The organism is Prosthecobacter sp. SYSU 5D2 (genome assembly GCF_039655865.1).
Classification (GTDB): Bacteria; Verrucomicrobiota; Verrucomicrobiia; order Verrucomicrobiales; family Verrucomicrobiaceae; genus Prosthecobacter.
The window spans coordinates 1-25081 of record NZ_JBBYXL010000009.1; the positions used below are offsets into that span (position 1 = coordinate 1).

The window sequence follows — 25081 nt, forward strand, 5'->3', positions numbered from 1 at the left end:
TTTCTGATTTCCAACTTAGTGAACAACTTCGTTGCTCGCTTCGTTTTTGTCAGCCGCTCCTGTTTCGGTGGCGGATTGGCAGTATGGCCAGTCCCAGACTCCGCGCAACTCCTTTCTGCTCTTTTTTCGAAGTTTTTTGCACTTTTTGAAGCCTTCTGACCCGCAAAAGGGGGGTGTTTTTCGAATACCTTTTTGTTATACAAGACTGGCTAACCTGGAGTGCGTTCGTCTGTACGAAGGAGAGGGTGTTTTTCAGCAACCTGGGAGCCGGTTTCGCGTTCTATCCGGCCTCGAATGAAGACATTTTTCCTCACTTTTATCGCTTTGGGTGGTTTTGCGGTGGCCGGACAGTTCACGGTGACCGAATCCGACACCGAAATCGTTATCAAAAACGGTCCCACACCTGTCCTGACGTATCACAAAGGGGACGTTCTGCCCCCACCAGAGGCCGACCCAGCCTATATAAGGAGCGGTTTTATCCACCCGCTGCACACCCCAATGGGGGGCGTGGTGACGGGAATCCACCCGGATGACCATTATCATCATCTGGGCCTATGGCATGCTTGGGTGAAGGGGGAGCACGAAGGCAAGCCGGTGGATTTTTGGAATCTGGCGGACAAAACCGGGCGTGTGCGCTTTTCCAAAGTGATCTCTGTTTCCAATGACACGGCCAAACCGGGGCTCGTGGTGGAGCAGGAAGCGGTAAGATATCGCGATGGTAAAGGTGGCGATCCTGTGGTGGTGCTGCGGGAGGAGCTGTCCGTGACTGTGCAGGAGGTGGATGGGGCCTATGAGCTGGATTATGACTATGCGCAGACGAACGTGACGGAGCAGCCGCTGGTGCTGCCGGCCTATCGTTATGGTGGCGGTCTGGCGTATCGGGCGCCGCTGGACTGGAACAAGGTCAACAGTGATTACCGTACCAGTGAGGGCAAAACGCGGGAGGACAGCCACTTGACACGTGCGCGCTGGATTGAAATGCACGGGCCGACGAGCCAGGGCAAGGCGAGCGTGACGGTGCTGTGCCACCCGAAGAACCACGATGCGCCGCAAAGGCTGCGCACCTGGGACAACGGGAAGGTCTTTTTGAATTATGTGCCTATCCAGGAAACGGACTGGGAGATCCCGGCGGGCAAAACGGTGACGCATCGTTACCGGATGGTGCTCGCGGATGGGGAGACGACGGCGGAGGATTTGAATAACCGGTGGAAGAGATATGCGGAGGAGTGATGGGGCGCGTGTAGCCGGGGAGGATTAAGGTTTGGAACAAGACAAGTATGAAGAGGGGGGTGGAGTGGCGATTGACTTCCCTGCCCTTCCCCGCGTATTCAGTTTGCGACTATGAGCCAACCACATGCTTTTGACCTGACGGGCCGCACGGCGTTTGTTTCCGGAACTTCACGCGGACTGGGGGAGCGGTTTGCGCTGACCCTGGCCAAGGCGGGAGCGGACCTGATCATTTCCAGCCGTACGATGGCCTCTCTTAAAGAGATGGAAAAACAGGTGACGGACATGGGCCGCAAGTGCCTGAGCCTGGAGCTGGATGTGCGCAGCCTGGAAAGCATCACGGCGGCGGTGGCGGCGGCGAAGGACCAGGTGGAGAAGATTGACATCCTGGTGAACAACGCGGGCTGCAATGTGCGCAAGCCGGCCACGGAGATCACCTGGGATGACTGGAACCTGGTGGTGGATACGAACCTGCGCGGCACGTTTTTCCTGGCGCAGCAGGTGGCGAAGGAATTCATGATCCCGGCGGGCTACGGGCGCATCATTAACATTGGCTCCGTGACCTGCGTGGCCGGCTATGCGGGTCTGGCTCCTTATGGGGCGAGCCGTGGTGGGGTGAAACAGATGACGATGAGCCTGGCCCATGACTGGGGCAAAGACGGTGTCACGGTGAATGTGCTGGCACCGGGCTGGTTCAAGACTTCTCAAAACCGGGTGATGTATGAGGACGCCGGCTGGGTGGAATACCTGACGGAGCGCATCCCGCTGGGCCGCCCTGGGGCGATGGACGACCTGGAAGGGCCGCTGCTGTTCCTGGCCTCTGAAGAAAGCCGCTACGTCACCGGCCAGACCTTGCTGGTGGATGGCGGCATTTCCGTGGGAGCCACACGGGCGCTGCCGAAGAAGTGATTTCCTCTGATTCTCCGCATCCTCTTTCCATGCACGCGACTACCCTCGAACTCATCCTTGCCGCCATCGCTGAAGATGTGGGCACCGGCGATGTCACCGCACACTATTTTGTGCCTGCGGAATCCACCGCCAGAGCGAAAATCGTGGCCCGTGAGCCGGGCGTGCTTGCGGGAGTGGATGTGGCGGAGCGGGTTTTCCTGGAGATCGAGCCACGTCTGGAGGTCAAGACGCTGCTGCAAGATGGAAGCGCTTTTCAGCCAGGGGATGTGCTGATGGAAATCTCCGGCCCGACTCGTGGCCTGCTAACTGGGGAACGTACGGCGCTGAATTTTCTGCAACGGCTGTCCGGTGTGGCCACGCAGGCCAGGCGCTATGTGGAGGCGGTAAAGCCGCACCCGGTGCAGATCTGGGACACGCGCAAGACGACTCCAGGCTGGCGTCTGTTAGAAAAAGCTGCCGTGAAGGCGGGTGGCGGCACCAATCATCGCATGGGGCTCTATGATCATGTGATGGTGAAGGACAACCACTTGGCCGCCCATGGAACATTGGAGGAATTGCAATCCGCCATTGACCGGGTGCGCGAAGAGCGGCCCGGCACACGCATCCAACTGGAGGCGGATACGCTGGAGCAGGTGGCGAATTTCCTGACTCTGCGTGGTGTGGAGATGCTGCTGCTGGACAACATGGGGCCTGCGAAACTGCGCGAGGCAGTGGCGATGAATGCGGGCAGGCTTTGGCTGGAGGCCAGCGGTGGCATCACGCTGGAGACCATCGGCGGCATTGCGGCGACGGGGGTGAATGCAATCTCCGTGGGCGCGCTGACTCACTCGGCACGGGCGCTGGATCTGGGGCTGGATTTTGAATGATGGGGTAACGAAGTGCCGTCTGGTATTGAGTGGTGTGGTGTAAATAAGCACTACCCGTGCGGAGCATTCTTGCGTAGCGTACGATTATCCTACTCATGCACGATCCCTTCATCACGCTCAGTGACGCCGGCTTCTCCACGAAGGGTGGAGCGGGCAGCGCCGGGCCTGGAGAATGGACACCGGAGCTCATCGCCAGTCTGGACTGGCTGCGCCTGGCGGAGCTGGTGCGGGCCATCGCCGCCCATGCGGGATGTGAGCTGGCGGGATCGCGGGTGCTGCCAGACGGGGCGCTGGTTTTTGGCATGCTGGAGCAGCCGGCCTCAGCGTATCCGCAGCGGGCATTGGTGAAAATTTCCGGATGGAATGAATGGGGGGCGACGCCGGAAAGCGTCTCCCGCTTCGCCAAAGAAGTGAGCACCGCCAGCCAGACACGCGGTGTGCTGGTGGCACCTGCGGGCTTCAGTGCCTCCGCCCTGATGGCGGCGCAGGCGCACCGGATCGAGGCCGTGGATGCCACCGCCCTGTGTGCGGTATTGAAAACGCTTTCGCCAGAGCGCAGCGACCTGTTTTATACCATCGCCACCACCGGCGCCTATACCAAACCCACCTGCCCCATATGCCTGGACAAGCTGGAGCGGGTGGATACGGATGCGCATGACCGCGCGCCTGCCATCCAGGTCATCTCGGAGCGCGGGCTATACGCCGGGCATGTGACCTGTGATTTGCTGGACATCGCCGCAGGAGCGGAAGTGGAGTTTTTATACCCGGTGCAGGCGCGGGCAATGCGTGTCTGCGGGCAGGCAATGGGGGACTTTTCCTGCGATGGCACAGTGACCATTGAGGCCGGTGGCACGCTGGACGGACGCATCGCCGCGCGGTCGGTGAATGTGCTGGATGGCGGCGAACTGCGAGGCCAGTTTCGCATCCTGGACGGCCGGGGCCTGAAGCCCTTTGTGACCAAACCGGACCGCTGGCACTGGAGTTGCCGCAATCTGCACGGCAAGGAGGGCTGCGCGGCGGTTTTGTTTGAACCGCACGGCTAAAGAGTCTTTCAAAACCGCTTCCCTATTGGTCAAATCTGCGCATTGTGCGCGCGGCTCATTAGTGAGCGTTCATGGAAGCTGTAAATATCCAATTCGCACCCGACACGGGGACAGAAGAAGAGTGGAACGAGGCGTATGCCCGTCTTGCCGACTACTTCCGCTCCTACCAATTGCACAACCGGATCCGCCGGACCCAGCTGATCCTGGAAACACTGAGGCGGGCCGCCGATGCCCACCGCAAAGATCCCAAGCGCACGCCCACCGCGCACAGCATCGAGCAGGCGCGGGTGATGATGCGGGAATGGCTGGCGGTGATTTACAGCGACATGAATTTGAATGAATCCCAGCTCGAAGCAGCTGGACGCCTGGGCTTCCACCTGAGCGGCGGACCGACGCGCTGGCCGAATTTCTTTTTGGACAAGGAGCACCTGCCCAAAGACATGGCCGAGGCCATGCGGGCGGCGGTGCGCACCTCCGGCCCCGGCATGCAGGTGAGCAAAATGACGCCGCGTGACATGGACCTGGGCATCGTTTCTGAAGTGGCTGAAGACACCTTCGACCGCCTGGGCCGCCACCCCATCATTCGTTATTCCATCCTGGTCAGCATTGTCGGCGGGGTGCTCGGTTATCTTTACTTTCTCCTCGGATGAGCACCACTGGGGCCAGCACGGCCAACATCAATCTGACTGCGGGCATGCCGCCGCCACGTCTGGCCCGAACACGCCGGGCGACGTTTTTCTCCTTTGTCGGCCTGGGCACCATCGTGGGTGTGTGGCTGATGTTTGTGTATCTTTCTGAGCACGGCATGAGGCTGGCGGAATGGGGCCTGCTGGCGGTGTTTGTGCCGCTTTATTACCAACTCAATGTCGGCTTCTGGACGGCGCTCTTTGGCGTCTGGCTGATGAACCGTCCCCAACCGGATCCGCTGGATCTCTGGCGCACGCTGAAGCCGGAGGACATGGAGGAGGACATCACCGCCAGCACGGCCATCATCATGCCGGTCTTCAATGAAGATGTGACGCGGGTGTTTGAGGGGCTGCGGGCCATCTACCTTTCCCTGGAGCAGACGGGCCAGTCAAAGAACTATGACTTTTTCATCCTGAGCGATTCCAACCAGACGAGCCAGTGGATCGAGGAAGAAACTGCCTGGCTGGAGCTGTGCCGCCAGCTCAATGCCTTTGGGCGCATCTTTTACCGCAAGCGCCGCAAGCCGATCAACCGCAAGAGCGGCAATGTGAGCGACTTCTGCCGCCGCTGGGGCAAGCGGTACCGCTACATGTTGGTGCTGGATGCGGACAGCCTGATGTCCGGCGGACTGCTCACCAGCATGGTGCGCATCATGGAGAAAAACCCCGGCATCGGCATCCTGCAGACGTTTCCGAAACAGATCGGCGCAGAGACGCTGCTGGGCCGCGTGATGCAGTTTTCCCAGGCGTTGTATGGACCCCCTTTCATGGCCGGGCTGGACTACTGGCAGTGCGGCGAGGCGAATTTCTGGGGGCACAATGCCATCATCCGCCTGGAGCCGTTCATCAAAAACTGCGCCCTGCCGGCCCTGCCTGGCAAGGAGCCCTTTGGCGGCCATATCCTGAGCCATGACTTTGTGGAAGCGGCCCTGATGCGCAAGGCCGGCTACGCCGTGCGGCTGCTGAACACCACACGGGGCAGCTATGAAGAAGGCCCGCCCACACTGGTGGACATGCTGAAACGTGACCGCCGCTGGTGCCAGGGGAACATGCAGCATTTCTGGCTGCTGTTTGCCAAAGGCTGGCACCCGATGAGCCGCCTGAACTTCCTGCACGGCATCCTCAGCTATGCCAGCAGCCTGCTCTGGTTTCTCTTCCTCGCCTTCTCTACCTTCCTGGCCGCCACCCGGCAGCCGCATGACAGCCCGCAGTCCCTGCTGGCAGAGCAACTTTTGTTAGGCGTGACCATCATGCTCATCTTCCTGCCCAAGGTGACCATCCTGCTGGATGAGGTCATCACAGGCCGTCTTTTCAAACCGCTGAAGCGCCGCCTCATGACCTTCCTCAGCAGCATGGCGGACACGGTGATCTTCACGCTGATGGCTCCGGTGCTGATGGTCTTCCACTCGCAGTTTGTCGTCTATACCGTGCTGGGAAAAGGCGTTCGCTGGGTTACCCAGCGGCGCAAGGCGGACAATGGCGTGGACTGGGCGGAGGTGTTTTTCACCTTCTGGCCGGTGAGCGTGCTCTCCATCGTTTGGGCGACCATCGGATGGTTTGTCTCGCACACCTTCCTCATCTGGATCAGCCCCATTCTGATTGCACTCTTTCTGGTCATTCCTGTGGCGCTGCTGGTCTCGGGCAGAAACTCCGGTTTCCGTTTCGGACTCTTCACCACGCCGGAGGAGACGGACCCGCCGAGTGTGCTGGCCATCATGAATGAAAACCTTCAGGAGATCAAAGGCCGCATCCACCTGCCGCCGGAGCTTGAGAAGCATCACGGCCTGCTTCAGGTCTGCCTGGACCCATATGTCAACGGCCTGCACGTCAGCCTGCTGCGGCGGCGCAAAAACATCCACGTCTCCCGTGCGTATCTGGACCAGCTGGCCCTGCGTCTGATCCACGAAGGCCCGCAGTGCCTGAATCCGCAGGAGATCAAAGCCATGATCCACGATACGGAGACCGTCACGGATCTGCATTACCGCCTATGGTCCGCTCGGGAGCAGGAGCTGGCGCCTTTCTGGGCCATCGCCATCCGCCAGTACAATCTCGCCGCATCCAGCCCCTTTACTCATACTCTGGCCCAAAGGGAGACGCTGGCGGCCTAGTCCTCAGAGAAACTGCGGCAGCACCTTGCTGCCAAAGGTGTCAATGAACTCGTCCTGATTGGTGCCAATGTTATGCAGGACGACCTGCGTGAACCCGGCGTCCAGATCATCCTGGATCCAGGCGGCGTGTTCTTCCAGACTGTCGGAGATCCGGATCATTTCGTCCATGTCCTCCGGGCGCACATGTTTGCCTGCGGCATCGAATTCACCTGGCGTGCGCAGCTCCGCCAGGAGATCGGGTGCAAAGGCGACGCTGCGCCACTGCTGATGAGCCTGGAGGCGGGCCTTTTCCTTCGTCACCGCGTAGGACAGGCCACTTTTGAGAAAGAGCGGCTTGCCCTCGCCTCCACCACGATGAAAGGCCTCCACCATCTTCTTCAGTTCATCTCTTGGCCGGGAGGTGGTGAGCAGTCCATCCGCCCAGCCACCGAGCCATTCAGCCGTTTTTTCGCCAATGGCAGCGCCGATCAAGAGAGGTGTGGTTTTGGGCAATGTGTAAAGCTTTGCTTCTTCCACATGGACGAGACCGCGATGGGTGACCATTTCACCCTTCCACAGGGCGCGGATCACGTCCGCGCATTCCCGCAGGCGTGCGTTACGGAGATCTTTCGCCGGCCAGGGCAGGCCGGTCATCCGTTCATTGATGGCTTCGCCGCTGCCGATGGCCAGCCAGTAGCGGCCTTCATTCATCTCCGCCAGCGTGGCGGCCGCCTGGGCCACCACCGCAGGATGATAACGATACCCCGGACAGCAGATCATAGCACCGGGGATGGAAGTCGCCTGGAAAGCCGCCCCCATCCATGACCACGAAAAACCGGCCTGCCCCTGCGCCTCGCTCCAGGGATGAAAATGGTCGGAGCTGAAAAATCCATTAAAGCCTGCCTTTTCAGCCCGCTGCACCCATGTGATCAGCTCGCTAGGACTGAACTGCTCATGAGATGCATGGTAACAGAGCTTGGGGCCGGATGAAGAGTTGGTGAGATTTGAGGAAGGCATGGAGAGGGGCTTCAGGTTTCTTGACGAGAGTTCGCCCCCAAAAGGCGGTCCGGATGTAAGCGTGTTAAAATGGTCTTTGGGTGATATGCCTGCACTACCGCTGCCAACGGTCGCGCCATTTGCCAGCCCCATCCTCAGGCACCTTGCGGCGGCGTGGGGTACGGTTTTCACGCCTGGCGGCATCCACCGTTTCGGGTTTCAGCACTACATATTTGTAGGCGATAGGTTTGCCTGCGGATTCCTCGAAGACCACCTCGCCGAACCATGTCTGGTCATTGATGCACTCCAGGTATTGCATGTGCTCCAGGTCCCATTCGCCTAATTCCGGGCAGTCACCGACAACGGCCACCCGTTCACCGGGTCTTGTCGGGATGCCATGCACCTGCACATGGACAATGGTGTGCGCTTTACAGGTCTCTCCGCGCAAGGCAATCGCCAGAGCATCCATACCGCACAAACGGAGGCTCAGCATCCCATTGGCAATTTCCATTTTCCGCCCGGTCAGCAAGCACTCATAATGACCGTCTGGCAATTCCACATCCTTGACCGTGATGTCGCGGGAGCCACCCCGGTTCAGTATGACCAGGCAGCGGGAATCCCGGTAGCGGCGCAAAAACACATACACGTCCTTTTCCACCAGCTTGGGCCACACACCGCCCCATTGCAGGGCGGGATTGCATCTTCTTTCATGGCTGAGAGTGGCAATGATATGGCGGGCTTGCGTCTGCCCCCAGTCCTTCATCATGGGCCGGTTATAGGGGTCTTCGCCGCCGCCCAGATTGGAATACAGATACTGCTCACAGCCATAATAGACACAAGGGATGCCTCGCACCGTCAGCAGCAGCACCAGCGCCAGATGCAAATACTCTTGGTCAGCATTCAGCGTCTGAAAACGCGGCATGTCATGATTCTCGATGAAGGTCACCATCTCGCTGGCACTTCGATACCGGCCATCTTTGTCCAGGATTTCCTGCACCAGGTGGAAGCCTTCCTCTTTGCGCTTGGCCAGGCAGTCGCGGATGGCCTGGCACAGGCCGAAGTCCAGGATGTTCATGCCGTCCTCATTGGCATACTCCATGGACCGCTCATTGTCCGGGTGGCTGTTGATCCACTCGCCAAAGACAAAAGTCTCCGGTTTGAAAGTATGCATGTCCGTGGTGAACTCCTGCCAGAACCACAGCGGCATGTGCTTGACCGTATCCACCCGCAGCGCATCCACTCCCCGGCTGAGCCACAGTTTGATGGACTCCTTGATGTAACGACGGAAACGGATGTTGTTCTCGTTAAAGGTCGCCAGGCCGCCGACATCCTGGTTTTGAATCTGCCACTCGTCCTCCCAGTCAGTCACCTTGCCGTAATGGTGATACCAGTGGTCCACGTCATTGCCATGGTCGGCCACCAGCTTGCCGTCATCGTAGAGCTTGCCCTTGCCGTCACTCGTCGCTGGAGAGCTGTGATTGCACACCACATCCAGGACAAACTTCATGCCCCTCCTGTGCAGTTCCGCCAGCAACCGGTCAAAAAGCGTGTCCTTGCATTGGAACAACGACGCTTCACCCGGATCATTCAGCCAGCGGGCATTGATGCGCTTGAAGTCGCGTGTCCAGTAACCGTGGATGGGAGCCCGGCACTTGTCATCCTCCAGGCCTTCCACCTGCTCAAACAGCGGCGTCAGCCAGATGGCCGTGACACCTGTTTCCTGAAGGTAGTCCAGCTTGTCCAGCACCCCTTGCAGATCCCCGCCCCAGTATTTGTCCCAGTCCTCCTGGGTAGGGTCGTTCAGCTTGCTGTCTCCGGCCAGGTTATCAGGATTGCCGTCGTGAAAACGGTCCAGAACAATAAAATAAATGACCTCGCGGCGGAACTCGATATCCGCCGGAGAAAAGGATTTAAAACCAGCAGGGTCCAGGTCGGGTGCGTTCATAGCGGTAAGCTTAGCGGTTCACACCCACACATCGCTGATCTCACCGTTTCTGGTCGTGCTTTTTGAAGACGTCTGACTGGCAATCTTGGACCGATCTTTCTCCGTATGTCCCATCTCATCCAGCTGCTGCTACCGCTCTATGGCAATGACCAGAAGGTGTTTCCCTGTGAGCTCCACGAAACGGTGAAAGCCGAACTCATGAAGAAGTTCGGCGGCCTGACCACCTACAGCCGATCCCCTGCGGAAGGCATTTGGAAAGACTTTGAGGGCGACGTGAAGGATGAAATCATCGTTTATGAAGTGATGGTTCCAGAATTGGATGCCGACTGGTGGAGCCAATACAGGCGGATCCTCGAAAAACGGTTTTCCCAGGTAGAGGTGATCATCCGAGCGCTGCCGATGAACCGATTATAATCACGCCGACCGGGCATCCAAATCGAGGCAGGCTTGCGAACCGTTTTGCCCGCCACCAGAAACCCCAACCATCTCCTTTTATGCCTGACGTAAGCCTCTTTACCGCCACCGAGCCGGTCGCTTCAGACATCCCTGTTATCATCCGCTATTCCGTTGAGGTTGGCGGCCTGCCTGTTTACAACGAATCCTATGATGTGGACAAACTCGCTGTTGAACTGGAGGAGGACGAGGCCAGAGCGGCCAGCCTCTGGTTGCGGCGCTTGAAGTGCGTCATCGCCGCACGTCACCGCCCCGGTTTCAGCGCCGCCCTCACCCGCTGCCTGGCTGATGGCCAGTGCTGCGACAACGGGGCTGGCAACGCCGAAAAGATCGATTCCCTCGGCGTTGCCTCCAAAGAGGCTTAGCAGCGGCATCACCTCTCATGCCCCTTAGGGCCGGCTTCATGCCTCAGCGTTTGCTCAGTTCCGCAACCTTTTCTGCCAGCTGCTCAAAGGTGAAGCGGTCCTTGTTGCTCTTGCCGATGTAACGGAACACTTCCTTGCCATCCGGGCCGATCAGAATGAGGGCCGGGTAATGCACCACCAGACCGTGGAAAGCATAATCATCAGGAATGCCAAAGGCCTTGGCCAGCCGGGCGTCCTCGTCGCGGTAAATGGGGTATTTGGCCAGTTCTTCAGCCGGCAGATCCTTGGCCCAATCCTGGATCTCCGCCTCGGTATCAGGCTTCAAAAACACCTGCACCACATTGGGCAGCGTGGGAGCCTTGGTGATCACATCCTGGGTGAAACGCTGGCAGATGGGGCACTCCGTTTTCAGCAAAAAGTGGAGGGCGACGTATTTGCCTTTGGCCTCCTTCAGGGAGAATGAACCTTTACCTGTAGCGGACTGGACAGTGAAGTCTTCTGGCGATGCCGCCTGAACGGTGGCGGCGGTGACGAGGAGGAGGAAGGCAGTGTAGATGGCTTTCATGGTTGGAATGAAACCATGAGAGGCTTGATGAGGGCCTTTATTCCCGCCGCTGCATCTTATACCCTGTCCGCCATCGCCAGGACCGTTTGGAAATGCGGGCTCTGGCTTTCACGATGCACCACACTCGTCTCCACCGACTTGAAGCCCACCTTGCCAAGCATCTCATGCAGTTCCGCCTCGGAAAATCCCAGCCAGACATCGGCATAAAGCTCCCGCGCTTTTTCAAACTGATGCTTCAGCAGGTCCAGGATCACGATGCGTCCGCCTGGTTTCAAAATGCCATGGGCAGCGCGGATGGCCCGCTCAGGATTCAGCGCATGATGCAGCGCCTGGCTTAGAAACACCAGGTCCACCGAGCCCGGATCAATCGGCGGCTCCTCAATATCCCCGAGGCGATACTCCAGGTTTTTGAAGCCGTGTTTGCTGGCCAGATCTGCCCCATAGGCCACCATCTTCTCGCTGTTATCCACCGCGATGACCTTCTCCGCCCTTTGCGCCAGCAGTTGAGAAAGCGTGCCCTCCCCTGCCCCGAGATCCGCAATAATCAGCGGCGGCAACAGTTTTAATAATGTCTCTCCCAGGCCCTTCCAGGAACGGCCAGGGATGTAATGGCGGCCAAATTTTCCTGCCAGGGTGTCAAAGTAAGCCTGGGCTGAGCGCGTGCGCTTCCTTAGCACCACCTTCAGGGCCGACTCATCCTTCTTCGCCTCCTTCAGCTCCCCGCCTGCCGCCTCCATCAGGGCGATGAAATGCTCATGCGCCGCCTTGTCCTTGCTGCTCGGCTCGTCCAGCTGATAAAGACGGTTCTTGCCGCTGCGCCGGTCCGTAACCAGTCCCGCCGACTTCAGCTTGGCGAGCTGCGCCGAAATATTGGACTGCGGCAGCGCCAGCACCTCCTGCAGTTCCGCCACACTCAGCTCCTCCTGTTTCAGCAACAGCAAAATCCGCACCCGCGTCGGGTCGGCAATGAGGCTGAGGGATTTGAGGATTGAAGGCATGCCACCAATCTATCAACATATGATCATTCATCAATAGCGGTGTCACTGGCGGCTGTAGCTTGTCGCTTGGCGGGATCCAAACCAGCAACGCGATCGAACGCGTCAACAAGGAACTCAAGCCGCCCACGGGTCGCCGCGATCTTCCCCAACGAGGCCTCTCTGCTGCGCCTCTTCTCCGCCCTGCTCTACGAGCAGAGCAACGAATGGAACACTGGTAAATTTACCTCAACATGAACTCCCATGATCCATCGCGAACCTGATCGACACTTTTACAGAATCAAATTTGCACGGCCTCAGGTTTCATGAACCAGAGGCTTTCAATATTAGTGCCTATTGCTGGGCATTAGCGGTTTTACAGAGTGTTTAAAGAGGCTAAACGGGAGATGCGTTTTGGCTGGCCATTTGGACGCGGAGTTCGTATGCTTTGTATTGTGGCTCCCCAACCTTTGGAGGTCTTTTTTATGACTGGCAGGCGATCGTTTCTCAAAACCGCAACAGGGGCGGGTGCTCTGGTGACGCTGGGGCAAATGGGAGGACTGCCGGGCGTGACGGCGGCGGAGGCGAGGCTGCCGGCGCATTTGGTGAGGTTTCACCCGGACATTGAGCCGCTGGTGAGGCTGCTGGAGGAGACGCCGCGTGAAAAGGTGCTTGAGGAGGTGGCGATACGGGTGCGCCAGGGGCTGAGCTACCGGGAGGTGTTGGCGGCGCTGCTGCTCGCAGGCGTCCGCAATGTGCAGCCGAGGCCGGTGGGTTTTAAATTTCATGCGGTTCTGGTAGTGAACTCGGCGCATCTGGCCAGCCTGGCATCGCCAGATTCGGAACGCTGGCTGCCGATTTTTTGGGCCATTGACCAGTTCAAATCTTCCCAGGCGGCGAATGTGCGGGAGGGCAACTGGCTGATGGGGCGGGTGGATGAGGCGGCGGTGCCGAAGGGTCACCAGGCGCGGGAGGCCTTCATCAAGGCGATGGACAACTGGGATGAGAGTGCGGCGGATGCGGCGGTGGTGGGGCTGACGCGGACGGCGGGAGCGAATGAGCTTTTTGAAATCTTCGCCCGCTATGGGGCGAGGGATTTCCGCGATATCGGCCACAAAGCGATCTATGTGGCGAACAGTTTCCGCACACTGGAGGTGATCGGCTGGCAGCATGCCGAGGCGGTGCTGAGGTCGCTGGCGTATGCGCTGCTGGACCGGAGCGGGGCGAAGGAAAATCCGGCAAAGGCGGACCTGGCAGCAGACCGGCCCTTCCGGCAGAATGTGGAAGCTGTAAAGGCGATCCGTGAAGGCTGGCTGGCGGGCAAAATGGAGGCCGGAGCGACGAAGGAGATGCTGCAAGGACTGCGGACGGCGAGTGCGCAGGAGAGCAGCGAACTGACGATGAAACTGCTGAACGATGGCATAGCACCGCAGTCCCTGTTTGATGCCTATTTTGAAGGAGCAGGTGAGCTGATGATGCGGGCACCAGGGATCGTTTCCCTTCATGCCGTAACCTTCACGAATGCGATCCACTATGCGTGGAACCGCGTGCAGGATGATGAAACGCGACGCCTGCTGCTGTTGCAGAATGCGGCCTTCCTGCCACTGTTTCGCGGTGACCGTCCAGATGAGGGGACGCGCATTGATGCGCTGGAGCCGGTGACGCCGGAGGCAACGGGAGATGAGGCGGTGGCAGAGATCTTTGCGGAGATCTCTGAGGACCGGCTGCTGGCGGCGCGCAAGATGCTCGGGTATCTGGAAAAAGGCGGGAGCGCACAGGCGATCTCCGATGCAGCGCGGCGGCTGGTGTTTTTGAAAGGGACGAACTCGCACGATTACAAGTTCAGCTCGGCAGTGCTGGAGGATCATGAACAACTGTCGCCGCCGTGGCGCGATGGACTGCTGGCGGCGGGGGCGTTTTACTTTCGCGGATCCGGAGAGAGGGACAATGAGCTGGTGGGGAGGATTCGGGGGGCGCTTGAAAAATGACGAATGCAGAATGACGAATGACGAATGCTCGGAAGTGGAGTAGAGTGGATGGGGTTGCGGGTTGGGGAATTTGGAGGGAGGATGAGGAAATTGGCGGAGCGGTTGGCTGCGCTGGGTGTGTTTATAAAATCTGAACTGAATGAATGTGTCTTTTGAATATGCCCGCATTGGCCGGGTGGAGAGTTTTGAGGAGCTGGTGAGGACGCCTTTTACGGAGGGGGTGAATGCACTGTGCTGGGAGCGGGAGATCGCTGGAGATTACTCCGAGGTGGTGCGGCTGCTGGGCGGGGGCGAGGGGGTCGTGGGGGTGGATGAAGAGATGCTGCTGGCGCTGCCGGTGAGCGAGGCGGGCCAGGTGGCGGTGGACAGGCTGGTGGAGGATCTGCGGCTGCTGCGCGAGCAGGGTCTGGCACCGGAGCTGAATATCATTCATGGATATCCGCGTGATGAGGAGCCGGATGGGGTGCGGACGGATGTCTTTTCCTTCCACGCGGACCGGGCACCGGTGGAGGCGGACACGTATCTGTGCACGTATCATGGTCCGGCGAGCGAGGGTCTGCGCAATGAGGAGGGCCGCAAGCATGTGGAGGTGCCGGAGACGCGCGCCGAACTTCTGAAGCTCTACGGCGGTGAGGAGGGGCCGGAGTTTGAGGAATTTTTAAGCGACAACTGCTATGACCTGCACTACGCGCCCGCAGAGGGTGCGAGGCCGTATGGGTTTGGCCTGGGCCATGTATGGAGGATCGCCGTGGAGTATCCGGGATGCCCGGTGCCGCCGTGCATCCACCGCGCGCCGGAAACGGCGGAGGGAGATGGGGCGAGGTTGTTGATGATTAGCTGAAAAATGACGAATGCAGAATGACGAATGACGAAAACGAGACCTAACTAAAGGCGTAACAACAAACGGACACCCGTGTCGGCATTGAGCCAGACGAGGGTGGTGAGGAACCCGGCGATGGTGAAGGCGAGGAGGGTGACGAGAGTGATCTCCAGGAGGCGGGTGAGGGCGAGGGCGCGGCGGGAAATGCCGAGATCGCCCAGGGTGGTGAACTCGCGGGCGCGGAGGCGGAAGGTGAGGGCAAAGACGAGGGCGGCAACGCTGAGGGCGGCGATGGCAAGGAGGGCGAGGATGAGGAGGGCGAGGGACTCGATCTGGAAAAGGGTGCTCATGAGGGCGAGAAACTCATCCAGCGGACGGATGAGCTGAGCGGATGAATCGGCCTTTAAATAGCGGCCAGCGAGGAGAGCCTCGGCCTTGGCATCGGCGGGTTGCATGAGGATGGCGCTGAGGGGATAGGCGCTCTGGTCGCCATGAAAGTGGAAGCTGCTGAGGTTCTTTTCGGTGACCTCATTGAACATGCGGACGCTGGCATTGCCGACGACATTGCCATCCTCTTTTTTTAAGATGGCGTCTTCATCTTTGGCCAGATCATCATGGCCATGGGACAGGCCTTCGATGAGCCAGGTGGTCTTGAGATCGGCAAAGACGGCTTCGTCATCGGAGCTGCCATTAGGGGCGAGGATGCCGGTGATGCGCATCTTCAAAGGGTAGATGCCGGCGAGGTCGAAGACCTGCTCCTGGGAGGAGAAGATGTGGTCGCCAACATGAAGGCCACGCTTGGCAGCGAGACTGGCTCCGAGGACACAATCGCCCAGGCGACCAAACATGCGGCCTTCCTGAAAGGTGAGCTGGCGGAAGGGAAAGTAGTCCAGCGTGGTGCCGACGATGGCGGCCTCCTGGGCGTGGAAGCGGGTATAGAGGGGAATGGCGGTACCAAGGCGGGCGGCGCGGACTTCCTGGAGGGTATTGACCGTGAGGGGCGGAAGTGGCTGGCGCTTGAAATAAAGGGCGGAGAGGAGGAGATCCAGGGCGCTGCCGCGACCGCCGATGACCTGTGGCGTGGACTCGGCGCGGGCGCGCATGGCGGTCTCTGAGGCGCGGACGATGACGCGGATGGACAGAGGCAGGGCGAGCACGAGGCCGAGGGCGGCGGCGAGCAGGAAAGTCTGGCCGCGATGACGGGCGACGTAACGCCAGGCGAGGTGAAGGCAGGCCGAAGTCACGCCGTGAGATCCTCCACGCGCAGAGTTTGAGGGAAAAACGGCATGAGCGCGGTGTCATGGGTGACCATGACGAGGCAGGCCTGGGACTGGCGGGTGTACTCCAGCAGCAGGTCCATGACCAGGCTGCGGCGGCCAGTGTCCAGGGAGGCGGTGGGCTCATCTGCAAACACAAAACGGGGCCGGTGGGCCAGTGCGCGGGCGATGGCGACCCGCTGGCGCTCGCCTTGAGAAAGGCGGCTGGTGAGGCGCTGCCAGTGGGGCGTGATCTCCAGGCGGTCCGCGAGCTCCTGGGCGTGGGCGGTGACGCTGGGGAGGGAGGGACTGAAGCGGGAGGGAAGCAGGATGTTTTCTGCGACGGTGAGGTAGTCCAGCAAGGCGAAGTCCTGGAAAATGAGGCCGATGTTTTGCAGGCGGAAGCGGCGCTGCTGGTCCGGTGGCAAGGCGGTGAGGCAGGTCTCTCCGCAAGTGATCTGGCCGGCATCTGGCGGCAGGAGGCCGGTCATGAGGCGCAGCAGGGTGGTCTTGCCCCCGCCGCTGGGGCCCAAAATAGCCAGCGGCTCCCCTGCCCTGACGGCCAGCGATTTCACCGCCAGGCAGAAGGGACTGCCAGGATATTGGAAACGGATGTTCTGGAGGGTGAGCATGGGACTGGCCGATGCCCATCCTATCTAGAAATCACACTCTGACCATCGCGGGTTCCGGGTATTCGAAGGTGCGGCCTTCGAAGTTGCGGATGATGGTGCGCTGCTCGTCGCGGAGGAGGACGTAGTCGGGATTCACCGGGACTTTTCCGCCGCCGCCGGGAGCATCAATGACGAACTGGGGGACGGCGTAGCCGGTGGTGTGGCCACGAAGCTGCTCGATGATCTCGACGCCGGTGCTGACGCTGGCGCGCAGGTGTGAGCTGCCCTGGATGAGATCGCACTGATACAGGTAGTAGGGCCGGACGCGGCACATGAGCAGCTTCTGGACCAGGGATTTCATGACGTCGGCATCGTCATTGACGCCGCGCAGGAGGACGCTCTGATTGCCCAAGGGTACACCGTGATTGGCGAGCATTTCCAGGCCAGCTTTGACCTCGGTGGTGAGCTCGCGCGGGTGGTTGGTGTGGATGCTGAGCCAGAGGGGATGATATTTTTGCAGCATCTGGCAGAGCTCGGGCGTGATCCTTTGTGGGAGGAAAATGGGCACGCGGCTGCCGATGCGGATGAACTCGATGTGCGGGATGGAGCGGAGGCGTTTGAGAATGGCCTCGAGCTTGCCGTCGCTAAACAGGAGGGGATCGCCGCCGCTGAGGAGTACATCGCGGACTTCATCGTGCCGCTCCAGGTAACGGAAGACGGCTTCATAGTCCGTGTGGAGTTCCTGCTCGCCGACGCCGCTGACAACGCGGCTGCGGGTGCAATAACGGCAGTAGCTGGCGCAGCGGTCGGTGACGAGGAAAAGGACGCGGTCCGGGTAACGGTGAACGAGGCCGGGGACGGGCATGTGGCTGTCCTCACCGCAGGGATCGGCCATTTCATCCGGGTCTTCCCAGGTCTCCTCGATGCGCGGTATGACCTGGCGGCGGATGGGATCCTCCGGGTCTTCGGGATCAATGAGATTGAAATAGTGCGGCGTGATGGCCATGGCCAGCTTGTTGCCGCTGAGCAGGACGCCGGCGCGCTCTTCATCGGTGAGCGTGAGGTGCTCTTCCAGGCCGGCCAGGGTGGTGACGCGGTTGCGGAGTTGCCATGCGGAAGAGTTCCAGTCGTGCTGGGGGACGAGTTTGTCTTTCCAAAAGCCTGGTGCGTGGGAACGGAATTCCTTCTCCGGGAGCAGGGGGGGCGGCGTGCGCATTGAGGTCGGTGAGTAGAGAGAGGTTACGCCTGGGGTTTTCGGCGTGTCAAACTTGTTGCTGAAAAAGATCGGCCAGGGAGAGGCAAGTGGATGCGAAGAATCTCTATCGCTGCTCCTGGAAGCTGTCTTTTACAAAGAAGAGTCATTGGTGGAAGCCGTGCTTCAAATTCTCCGGGAGAGGGTGCGCGGCATCAATGTCGTGGACCTCGACGATGCGGCCGTCATCCATGGAGGCGATGCGGTTGGCGTGGGGGAAAATGCGGTTGTCATGGGTGACGATGAGGACGGCGCGGTCCGGACTGCGGGCGACGCTCTCGAAGAGCTCCATGATGACCTGGCCGTTCTTGGCATCCAGCGCGGCGGTGGGCTCATCACAGATGATGAGGCGCGGCTCATGGACGAGGGCGCGGGCGATGGCCACGCGCTGCTGCTGGCCGCCGGAGAGCATGTTGGGGCGGCTTTTGGCGCGGTCTCCCAGGCCGACCTGGGCGAGGACATCGCGGGCTTTTTTCTCCGCTGCACGCGAGCCGACACCCTGGATGAGTAGCGGCACGCTGACGTTTTCCGCGAGGGTGAGGGTGGGGATGAGATTGAAGGACTGGAAGATGAAACCGATGTTCTGGGCGCGGAAGCGGGTGGTGGCTCCGGTGCTCATTTTTTGCAGATCCTGGTCCAGGACGGTCAGGTCCTGGCTGCCGGGATCCGGCTTGAGGGTGCCGGCAAGGATGCTGATGAGGGTGGTCTTGCCACAGCCGGAGGGACCGATGAGCATGGTGATGTCACCGAGGCGGACATCCATCTCCACGTCTTTCAGCACATGCAGGCGCGAGGAACCATCGCCAAAGGACTTGTTCAAACCGCGCACACGGGCGGCATATGGAGCAGCAGGAGCGGACATGGGAAATCAAATCAGCCGCGGAAGACCATGGCGGGCTCCAGGCGGGCCACACGCCAGATGCCGAGCAGGGCGGACAGGCTGCAGATGAGCAGAATGACACCGAGCACGACCAGCGGTACAGCCTCCGGCATGTAAAAGGGCGGCTGCTCATTGGCGAGGGCACCTTTGGCAAAACCGGCGGTGAAAAACAGGCCGATGCCGTAGCCGATGAGACCCACAGTGAGAGCCTGGGTGAGCAGCATGAGGCAAAGAGTCCAGGTGGAGGCGCCCATGGCCTTGAGGGCACCGAGGTGCTTCATGTTCTCCAGCACAAAGGAGTAAAAGGTCTGGCAGGAGATGGCAGTCCCGACGATGAAGCCGACGACGACGGTAATGCCAAAACTGATGGGAATGCCGGTATTGCGCACATACCAGGCGACGGTGGTGGTGTTAAAATCCTGGATGGCGGGCGGTTTTTCGGCGGTGTAATCGGCCCAGCTAAAGCCACGGTTGAGGTAGCCTTTGAGGCCGGTTTCGCGCTCGATATCGGCCACGCATTGCTCATCACTGATGCCCTCGCGGGGGGCGGCGATGACGGCGGAGAGCATCTTGCGCTGGGGCGGAGTGTATTGCAGGGCGCGCTCATAGGTGGTCCAGACATAAGGGCCGCCGGTGAAGCTCTGCATGGTATCGGCAATGCCGACGACACGGGCTTCCTGGTCATTGATTTCAAAGGTGTCGCCCACCTTGACTGCGCCGCCACGCTCTTTGGCCAGGCGTTTGACACCGAGGTCGTCAATGATGACGGCGTGCGGCAAGCGGAGGTCCTCCAGACGGCCTTCGATGAGTTTCACCGGCGCACCGGCCAGGGTGGTGGCATCGATGCCGATGAGCTGGATGATTTTGAAATTGCCGTTTTCCAAACGGACGCGCTGGATGCCGGAGTAGAGCGGCGCGGCCCAGGCGACGCTGCTGACGCTGCGGACGCGGGCGACATCGGTATCCAGGAGAGGATTGGTTTCATTCACCTGCTCCACCCGGGATTCCACCACCCAGATAGGGGCGGGAACGTTTTTCAGCGTGGCGGTGGTCCAGCTCATGAGGCCGCAGAAGACGGCGGTCTGCTGGGCCATGAGGAAGGTGGCAAAGACCAGGCCGGCCACGAGCATGAGATACTTGCCCGTATCACCAAAAAGCATCTTGAGGGAGAGACGGAGCATTTTAGCAAAGGGCAGTTTGGAAAGGCGTGGAGGACATCCGGGTGACCATACGCCTGACAATGACCGACAGCGGCAGGAGACATGCCAGGCGGCAACTTTTCCCCTGCCAAGGACAAATTACGAGCGCCCGCCGAAGAAGCCGCCGAGGCCGCCTTTCATGACGCCGGTAAGCACGTCCTGGATCTTTTCCGAGGAGGGATGAGTGTCATCAATGACGCCATTTGGCGTGAGCCGGTCAATGATCTGCGGCAGAAACTGCGACATCAAAGGCAGAACCATTTTGGCATCAAAGCCGATTTTGGCGGCGAGGTCCTTGACCGCATCGCTGCCGAGGGCGGCTTCGAGCTGCGCGGGCAGGACAGGTTGGTTGGCGTCCTTGGACACCCAGGAGGCAAAAGTTTCGCCCAGGCCCGCTGCCTGAAACTGCTGCATGAGGCCGCCGAGGCCGCCGGCCTGGTTCATCAGGTTGCTCAGCAGATCACCCTGCTTGCTGCTGCCGCCCAAAATGCCGCCGAGCGCCTGCTTGGCCAATGTATCAAAAAGTCCCATAAGGCGGTCAGGATGCGGGACGTGGCGGCGGAAGTCAAACGGGAGTGCCATCTCGGGAACTGTTGGTGCCAGAGACCGCTATTCATTCGCCATCGAATAGATCATCCAGCCAAAAATCACTGGCAGCAGCAGCAAAAAAACAATGAGCAGAATAGAGGTTTTGCGCTTCACCTGGGGCGTGGCGGCGACAACGGCCTTGTACTCTGGAGAGAGAACAAAGGTACCACGTTTATTGGCCAGATAATAAATAAAGAGGGCGCAGAAAACCGTGCCCACAGGGAAATTAAGCAGGCCGAGAGCACAGATGAGAATGCCGGGGATGCGGCTCCATGGCTTAAGCAAACGAATACCAAGGCCAATACCCGTCTGGACCGCTCCCACGATAATCAAAAAAGCGGCAGGAACATTGAGCAGGCCAATTTGAATCACCTCCGCAGGGGCTGAGCTCCCGGCACTGAGAGTCACGAGTCCTCCAAGAATTAAAAGGATCCCCACGCTTTTAATAGCTCCTTCTGCGCTTAAATGATCTCTGCGCAACGTTTCCTCTGCTGACACAGCGATGGAAATATCCGACTGAGGAGGGGCGTAAGGATTAGCTTCCATATTGAATGGATTATTTTTATGAATTGAGCCCCAGTCAATAACCTATTGCTGCTCTCGAGAAGAAAGTATGTGGATGATTAATCACGCTGCCTGTTAATGAGATTGTTGGGAGTGGTTTCCAATCACCGCATAAATGCGGTACTGCCAACGATGAACCCCGAGGTTCTCCCCGACTTTGAATGCTTCCACTTGCTGCCAAAAGGCTTTTGAATTCACCGGCTGCTGTTTTGGCGGATCTCCTCGAAAATTTGGGCCATGGTTTTCATTCGGTATTGAAATGAAACAGGTGCACCAAAAGTTTAAACTTTTGGTGCACCCCAGTGGATTCGAACCACTAACCTTCTGATCCGTAGTCAGATGCTCTAATCCGTTGAGCTAGGGGTGCTTTGGCTTTAAGGCCCTGCAGCGTTGGCTGCGGATGGGGAGATTAGATGAAGGTTGGGGTTTGTCAAACAGTGCTGATTAAAAAGTTTCGAAATACCTCACCAGGCTCTTGGAAGAGCCTGGGAGAAGGGTTCAGCGGGTGAGGCCGCGGGCTTTTTCGATGAGCTGGATGAACTCGCCACGGTAGCCGAGGGGATCGGTCCCCTTCCCTTCCAGGGCGAGCCGGCGGACCTGCTCCCAGGTGAGCTGGCCGCTGTAGCTGGACTGGCGGAGGAGGAGGCCGAAACCGGCGACGGCGGTCGTGAACTTGAACTCGCGGCTGGCGGTCTCCAGGCTGCGGTCATCCTGACGGAGTGGCACCTCGATGAGGCTGCTGACGCTGCCTTCGGGTTCCTTGTAGCGCAGCTTGACGGTAAGGGCCTCACCGGATTCCGCAGCAGCGGCGGTGACGGTAGCAGGCGGTGCGGCAGAGGCTGCACTTGGCTGCTGGTATTTCAGGTCATCCACCCTGGGGCGCGGATTGGCACCGGGAGGGAGGTTGGCGGGCACCAGTTCATACAAAGCGGTGACGCTGTGCCCGGCGCCGATTTCACCGGCATCCTTGGTGTCATCATTAAAATCCTCTTTGGCTAACAAACGATTCTCATAACCGATGAGGCGGTAGCTACGGATGACGGCAGGATTGAACTCGACCTGAATTTTGACATCCTTGGCGATGGTGACGAGGGTGCCGTTCATCTGCTCGACGAGGACTTTGCGGGCCTCGCTGAGGCTGTCAATGTAGGCGTAATTGCCGTTGCCTTTGTCGGCCAGGGTTTCCATGGTGCGGTCCTTGAGATTGCCGGAGCCGTAGCCCAGCAGGCTGAGGAAGACGCCGCTGCGGGCTTTCTCGGTGATGTAGGTTTCCAGCTCTTCCGGACTGCTGATGCCGACATTGAAGTCGCCATCGGAGCAGAGGATCACGCGGTTCACGCCGCCCTTGATGAAGCCGGCCACAGCCTGCTCATAGGCCAGGCGGATGCCGGCGCTGCCATGGGTGCTGCCGCCGGATTGCAGGCGGTCAATGGAGGCCATGATCTCCGCCTTGTTCTGGCCGCTGGTGGAGGGCAGGACGACCTGGGTGCCGTCCGCGTAGGTGACCATGGAGACGCGGTCGTTTTCACCCAACTGCTCGGTGAGCATGCGCAGGCTCTGCTGCACGAGAGGGAGTTTGTTCGGCTCGCCCATGGAGCCGGAGACATCCACCAGGAAGACCAGATTGGAAGGCTGGCGGTCCTGGCCGATCTGCCGCCCCTTGATGGCAATGCGGGCCAGGCGATGCTGCGGCTGCCAGGGACAGGCGGCCATCTCCACCTTCACGGCGAAGGGTTCTTTGGCTCCCGGTGCCGGGCCTTCTTCATCGGTGGGAAAGTAATTGATGAGCTCTTCAATGCGGACAGCATCGCGAGGCGGCGCGCTGTTCTGGTTGAGGAAGCGGCGGACGTTGGCATACGCGGCGGTGTCCACATCAATGGAGAAGGTGGAAAGCGGCTCACGCAGGACGTCTTTGAGGACGTTTTCGATGATCTGGGTGTAGGATTCGTTGGTGCGGAGATTGGGGCGGAGGTCGGATCGGCCGTTGAAGGAGTCACTGTAGGGAGTGGCATCAGGTTTCCGGGCAATTTGAGGCTGATTTAAGTCAACGAACCCGTCGGCGTATGGCGCTGCAGGAGCAGGAGGAGCGGTGGCGGCATCGGCGAAAGCTAAACCTGGAGTTGGTGGAGCATTATTCTTGGACTCAATACTGAGTTCTTCAGATGCACCTCCTTGGAGGATGAGATTTCCTCCCCTTCGCGCCGGAACCGAAAGACTCCCGCTAGCGGTAATATTTCCGGTGAGGGTGAGGGTGGATGAGGAGGCGGACGGTGGTGGAGGTGACGATCCGTTCAACATTGTGGCGGCAGAACCGGGTGTGGAGTTGGCATAGGCATCGCTGCGTTGACGCGCAGCATCTCCAGTCATTTGCTCGCTGGCATGGATGGTTGGCAGCGTGGTGGACCCGCTGTAGGTAGCGGTTCCACTGAGGGTTGTGGGGAACGAGTCTGACTTGTCTTTCCCGAGTCCTCCCAGCGGTGCGGATGCAGGCGCGCTGGCCATGTTCATGGTGCCCGCACCAGAGGGATTGATATCCGCAAGCGTCCCTCCACTTTGAATGGTCAGAGAGCCTGTACCGAGTTTGTTGAGGACCACCAGGGAGTCGGGTTTCATGGCGGGTGCGGGCATGGCTGCCGCTTCAGCCTGGAGCTTCGGAGCCGCTGCAGGACGTGTGGCCAGGCTGTCTTCGCGCTGGGCGGTCTTTTCGGCCTCGTGGCGGAGCAGGAGGGTGCTGCCGAGGACGACGGCGGCTGCAGCGGCGAGGTTGACGAGGGCGTGGCGTCTCCAGAAGGGGTTTTTTTTGGCGGGGGCGGAGACTGTCTGTGGTTTGGGCTGGGATGCCGACGGGGCGTCGGCGCTCCATAGGCGTTCACGTTCTTCGGGGGTGAGGGCAAGAGAGTCCTGGCTGAGTTCGGTGGAGAGGAAGTCGCAGAAGGACTTGGTTTGGGCGGCCTGCGTCTGCACGTTGTTGTCCTCCTGCAGCAGGGATTCGATCTGGGCCTTTTCTTCGTCGCTGAGTTCATTCAGCGCCCAGGCGGTCAGTTGTTCCGGTTTCATAAAGGTGATGTTAAAAAGTGTTTGCGTTACAATGCTTCGCGTTAGGCAAGGGCGGCTTTGGGTTTGGGCGGGTGGTCGCCCTCCAGCTCCTGCCATTTGAGGCGCAGGGCCTGGACGCCGTGGTGGATGAGATAGCCGACATTGCCAATGCTGGTCTCCATGGCGGTACTGATCTCCTTGTAGTCGAGACCGGCGATGAATTTGAGACGGACGGCTTCGCGCTGGCGCAGAGGCAGTTCATCAATGAGACCGCGCAGGGCGGCGGCGGTCTCACGGCTTTGCATTTCGTCTCCGGGGCGGGGAGAATCGGAGACTTCGAGGTCGAGGGTTTGGACGTCCATGACGGTGATTCGCTGATGTTTTCGCTGGTGGTCCAGAGCCCGGTTTTTGCAGACCGTGAAGAGCCAGGGCGCGAGGCGCTCCGGGTCCAGGGTGGCCAGGTTCTGGCTGAGTTTCATGAACACATCCTGGACGACGTCGCGGGCGTCTTCGGCATCGTTGGTATAACTGTGAGCATAGCGGAGAAGCGGCCGCTCATAGCGCGTCAACGTATCCAAAAACAGGCGGTGGGTGTCGTTCATGGGTGGGTGTTCGCCAAGCATCACGGAGACGTGGAGGTTTTCTTGGGGCGGGCGGATTTTATTTTTCCGCCCAGAGATGTGGGACGGCATGGCGGGGCCTTTAATGCAGTTTAATCGAGTTACTCCGAAATTAGCAATCCGGCGTTAGGAGTTCCGTTCCGTATGCGGA

Annotated in this window: 23 protein-coding genes, 1 tRNA gene and 1 pseudogene; 11 read left to right on the forward strand and 14 right to left on the reverse strand. The window is 59.7% G+C overall.

Translation table 11 applies throughout. The features are described from left to right. The first annotated feature begins 294 nt into the window (after positions 1 to 294). The 6 genes from WJU23_RS15975 to mdoH all read left to right on the forward strand — a co-directional run bounded on the left by WJU23_RS15975 (position 295) and on the right by mdoH (position 6839). Complete coding sequence (locus WJU23_RS15975; RefSeq protein ID WP_346333603.1) at positions 295 to 1230, forward strand: PmoA family protein; 936 nt, start codon at positions 295 to 297, stop codon at positions 1228 to 1230. 111 nt (positions 1231 to 1341) lie between these two features. Then, positions 1342 to 2136: an SDR family oxidoreductase gene (locus WJU23_RS15980; protein WP_346333604.1), complete on the forward strand. Its 795-nt coding sequence runs from the start codon at positions 1342 to 1344 to the stop codon at positions 2134 to 2136. Between the two features lie 29 nt (positions 2137 to 2165). Next, positions 2166 to 3002, forward strand: coding sequence for a carboxylating nicotinate-nucleotide diphosphorylase (gene nadC, locus WJU23_RS15985; protein WP_346333605.1), 837 nt, complete (start codon positions 2166 to 2168; stop codon positions 3000 to 3002). A 95-nt stretch (positions 3003 to 3097) separates the two neighbouring features. Beyond that, on the forward strand, positions 3098 to 4045 hold the full coding sequence (locus WJU23_RS15990; RefSeq protein WP_346333606.1) for a polymer-forming cytoskeletal protein: 948 nt from the start codon (positions 3098 to 3100) through the stop codon (positions 4043 to 4045). 71 nt (positions 4046 to 4116) lie between these two features. After that, on the forward strand, positions 4117 to 4695 hold the full coding sequence (locus WJU23_RS15995; protein WP_346333607.1) for a hypothetical protein: 579 nt from the start codon (positions 4117 to 4119) through the stop codon (positions 4693 to 4695). Continuing rightward, a complete protein-coding gene (mdoH, locus tag WJU23_RS16000) occupies positions 4692 to 6839 on the forward strand; it encodes a glucans biosynthesis glucosyltransferase MdoH (protein WP_346333608.1) in 2148 nt (715 codons plus the stop codon). Before WJU23_RS15995 ends, mdoH begins: the two co-directional genes overlap by 4 nt. A gap of 3 nt (positions 6840 to 6842) precedes the next feature. On the opposite strand, the gene WJU23_RS16005 is transcribed toward mdoH, so the two are convergent. Together WJU23_RS16005 and WJU23_RS16010 are read right to left on the reverse strand one after the other, a co-directional pair. Then, entirely contained in the window at positions 6843 to 7835 is a 993-nt protein-coding gene (locus WJU23_RS16005) for a TIGR03885 family FMN-dependent LLM class oxidoreductase (protein ID WP_346333609.1), read from the reverse strand. Positions 7836 to 7929: 94 nt separating this feature from the next. Next, positions 7930 to 9759, reverse strand: coding sequence for an alpha-amylase family glycosyl hydrolase (locus tag WJU23_RS16010; RefSeq protein ID WP_346333610.1), 1830 nt, complete (start codon positions 9757 to 9759; stop codon positions 7930 to 7932). 105 nt (positions 9760 to 9864) lie between these two features. On the opposite strand from WJU23_RS16010, the gene WJU23_RS16015 reads away from it, so the two are divergent. Beyond that, complete coding sequence (locus tag WJU23_RS16015; protein ID WP_346333611.1) at positions 9865 to 10173, forward strand: hypothetical protein; 309 nt, start codon at positions 9865 to 9867, stop codon at positions 10171 to 10173. Positions 10174 to 10253: 80 nt separating this feature from the next. Continuing rightward, positions 10254 to 10577, forward strand: a complete 324-nt coding sequence (locus WJU23_RS16020; RefSeq protein WP_346333612.1) for a hypothetical protein — start codon at positions 10254 to 10256, stop codon at positions 10575 to 10577. Between the two features lie 43 nt (positions 10578 to 10620). Here the strand turns inward: WJU23_RS16020 and WJU23_RS16025 are convergent, their stop codons facing one another. Together WJU23_RS16025 and WJU23_RS16030 are read right to left on the reverse strand one after the other, a co-directional pair. Further along, positions 10621 to 11142, reverse strand: coding sequence for a TlpA disulfide reductase family protein (locus WJU23_RS16025; RefSeq protein ID WP_346333613.1), 522 nt, complete (start codon positions 11140 to 11142; stop codon positions 10621 to 10623). A 56-nt stretch (positions 11143 to 11198) separates the two neighbouring features. Then, positions 11199 to 12140, reverse strand: a complete 942-nt coding sequence (locus WJU23_RS16030) for a metalloregulator ArsR/SmtB family transcription factor (RefSeq protein ID WP_346333614.1) — start codon at positions 12138 to 12140, stop codon at positions 11199 to 11201. Positions 12141 to 12260: 120 nt separating this feature from the next. Here WJU23_RS16030 and WJU23_RS16035 point away from each other — a divergent pair. The 3 genes and pseudogenes from WJU23_RS16035 to WJU23_RS16045 form a co-directional block, all read left to right on the forward strand. Next, a pseudogene (locus WJU23_RS16035) lies at positions 12261 to 12374 on the forward strand (transposase); the annotation flags it as partial. Positions 12375 to 12601: 227 nt separating this feature from the next. Further along, a complete protein-coding gene (locus WJU23_RS16040; protein WP_346333615.1) occupies positions 12602 to 14104 on the forward strand; it encodes a hypothetical protein in 1503 nt (500 codons plus the stop codon). A gap of 139 nt (positions 14105 to 14243) precedes the next feature. Further along, positions 14244 to 14945 carry a hypothetical protein gene (locus WJU23_RS16045; protein WP_346333616.1) on the forward strand — a complete coding sequence of 234 codons (702 nt, stop codon included), beginning with the start codon at positions 14244 to 14246 and terminating at the stop codon, positions 14943 to 14945. 44 nt (positions 14946 to 14989) lie between these two features. Here WJU23_RS16045 and WJU23_RS16050 read toward each other — a convergent pair whose 3' ends face one another. From WJU23_RS16050 to WJU23_RS16095, 10 genes are all read right to left on the reverse strand, one after another. Then, positions 14990 to 16168 (reverse strand): ABC transporter permease, encoded by a 1179-nt coding sequence (locus WJU23_RS16050; protein ID WP_346333617.1) that lies wholly within the window; start codon positions 16166 to 16168, stop codon positions 14990 to 14992. After that, positions 16165 to 16812, reverse strand: a complete 648-nt coding sequence (locus tag WJU23_RS16055; RefSeq protein ID WP_346333618.1) for an ATP-binding cassette domain-containing protein — start codon at positions 16810 to 16812, stop codon at positions 16165 to 16167. Before WJU23_RS16055 ends, WJU23_RS16050 begins: the two co-directional genes overlap by 4 nt. A gap of 31 nt (positions 16813 to 16843) precedes the next feature. After that, positions 16844 to 18007: a KamA family radical SAM protein gene (locus WJU23_RS16060; RefSeq protein WP_346333619.1), complete on the reverse strand. Its 1164-nt coding sequence runs from the start codon at positions 18005 to 18007 to the stop codon at positions 16844 to 16846. A gap of 142 nt (positions 18008 to 18149) precedes the next feature. Beyond that, positions 18150 to 18905 carry an ABC transporter ATP-binding protein gene (locus WJU23_RS16065; RefSeq protein ID WP_346333620.1) on the reverse strand — a complete coding sequence of 252 codons (756 nt, stop codon included), beginning with the start codon at positions 18903 to 18905 and terminating at the stop codon, positions 18150 to 18152. 11 nt (positions 18906 to 18916) lie between these two features. Next, entirely contained in the window at positions 18917 to 20104 is a 1188-nt protein-coding gene (locus WJU23_RS16070) for an ABC transporter permease (RefSeq protein WP_346333621.1), read from the reverse strand. A 117-nt stretch (positions 20105 to 20221) separates the two neighbouring features. Beyond that, positions 20222 to 20704, reverse strand: coding sequence for a YidB family protein (locus tag WJU23_RS16075; protein WP_346333622.1), 483 nt, complete (start codon positions 20702 to 20704; stop codon positions 20222 to 20224). A gap of 27 nt (positions 20705 to 20731) precedes the next feature. Further along, positions 20732 to 21256, reverse strand: coding sequence for a hypothetical protein (locus WJU23_RS16080; protein ID WP_346333623.1), 525 nt, complete (start codon positions 21254 to 21256; stop codon positions 20732 to 20734). A gap of 308 nt (positions 21257 to 21564) precedes the next feature. Beyond that, positions 21565 to 21641, reverse strand: a tRNA-Arg gene (locus WJU23_RS16085). Positions 21642 to 21772: 131 nt separating this feature from the next. Then, positions 21773 to 24331, reverse strand: coding sequence for a VWA domain-containing protein (locus WJU23_RS16090; protein WP_346333624.1), 2559 nt, complete (start codon positions 24329 to 24331; stop codon positions 21773 to 21775). A 41-nt stretch (positions 24332 to 24372) separates the two neighbouring features. Next, positions 24373 to 24912, reverse strand: a complete 540-nt coding sequence (locus tag WJU23_RS16095; RefSeq protein WP_346333625.1) for a sigma-70 family RNA polymerase sigma factor — start codon at positions 24910 to 24912, stop codon at positions 24373 to 24375. Positions 24913 to 25081 lie beyond the last annotated feature (169 nt).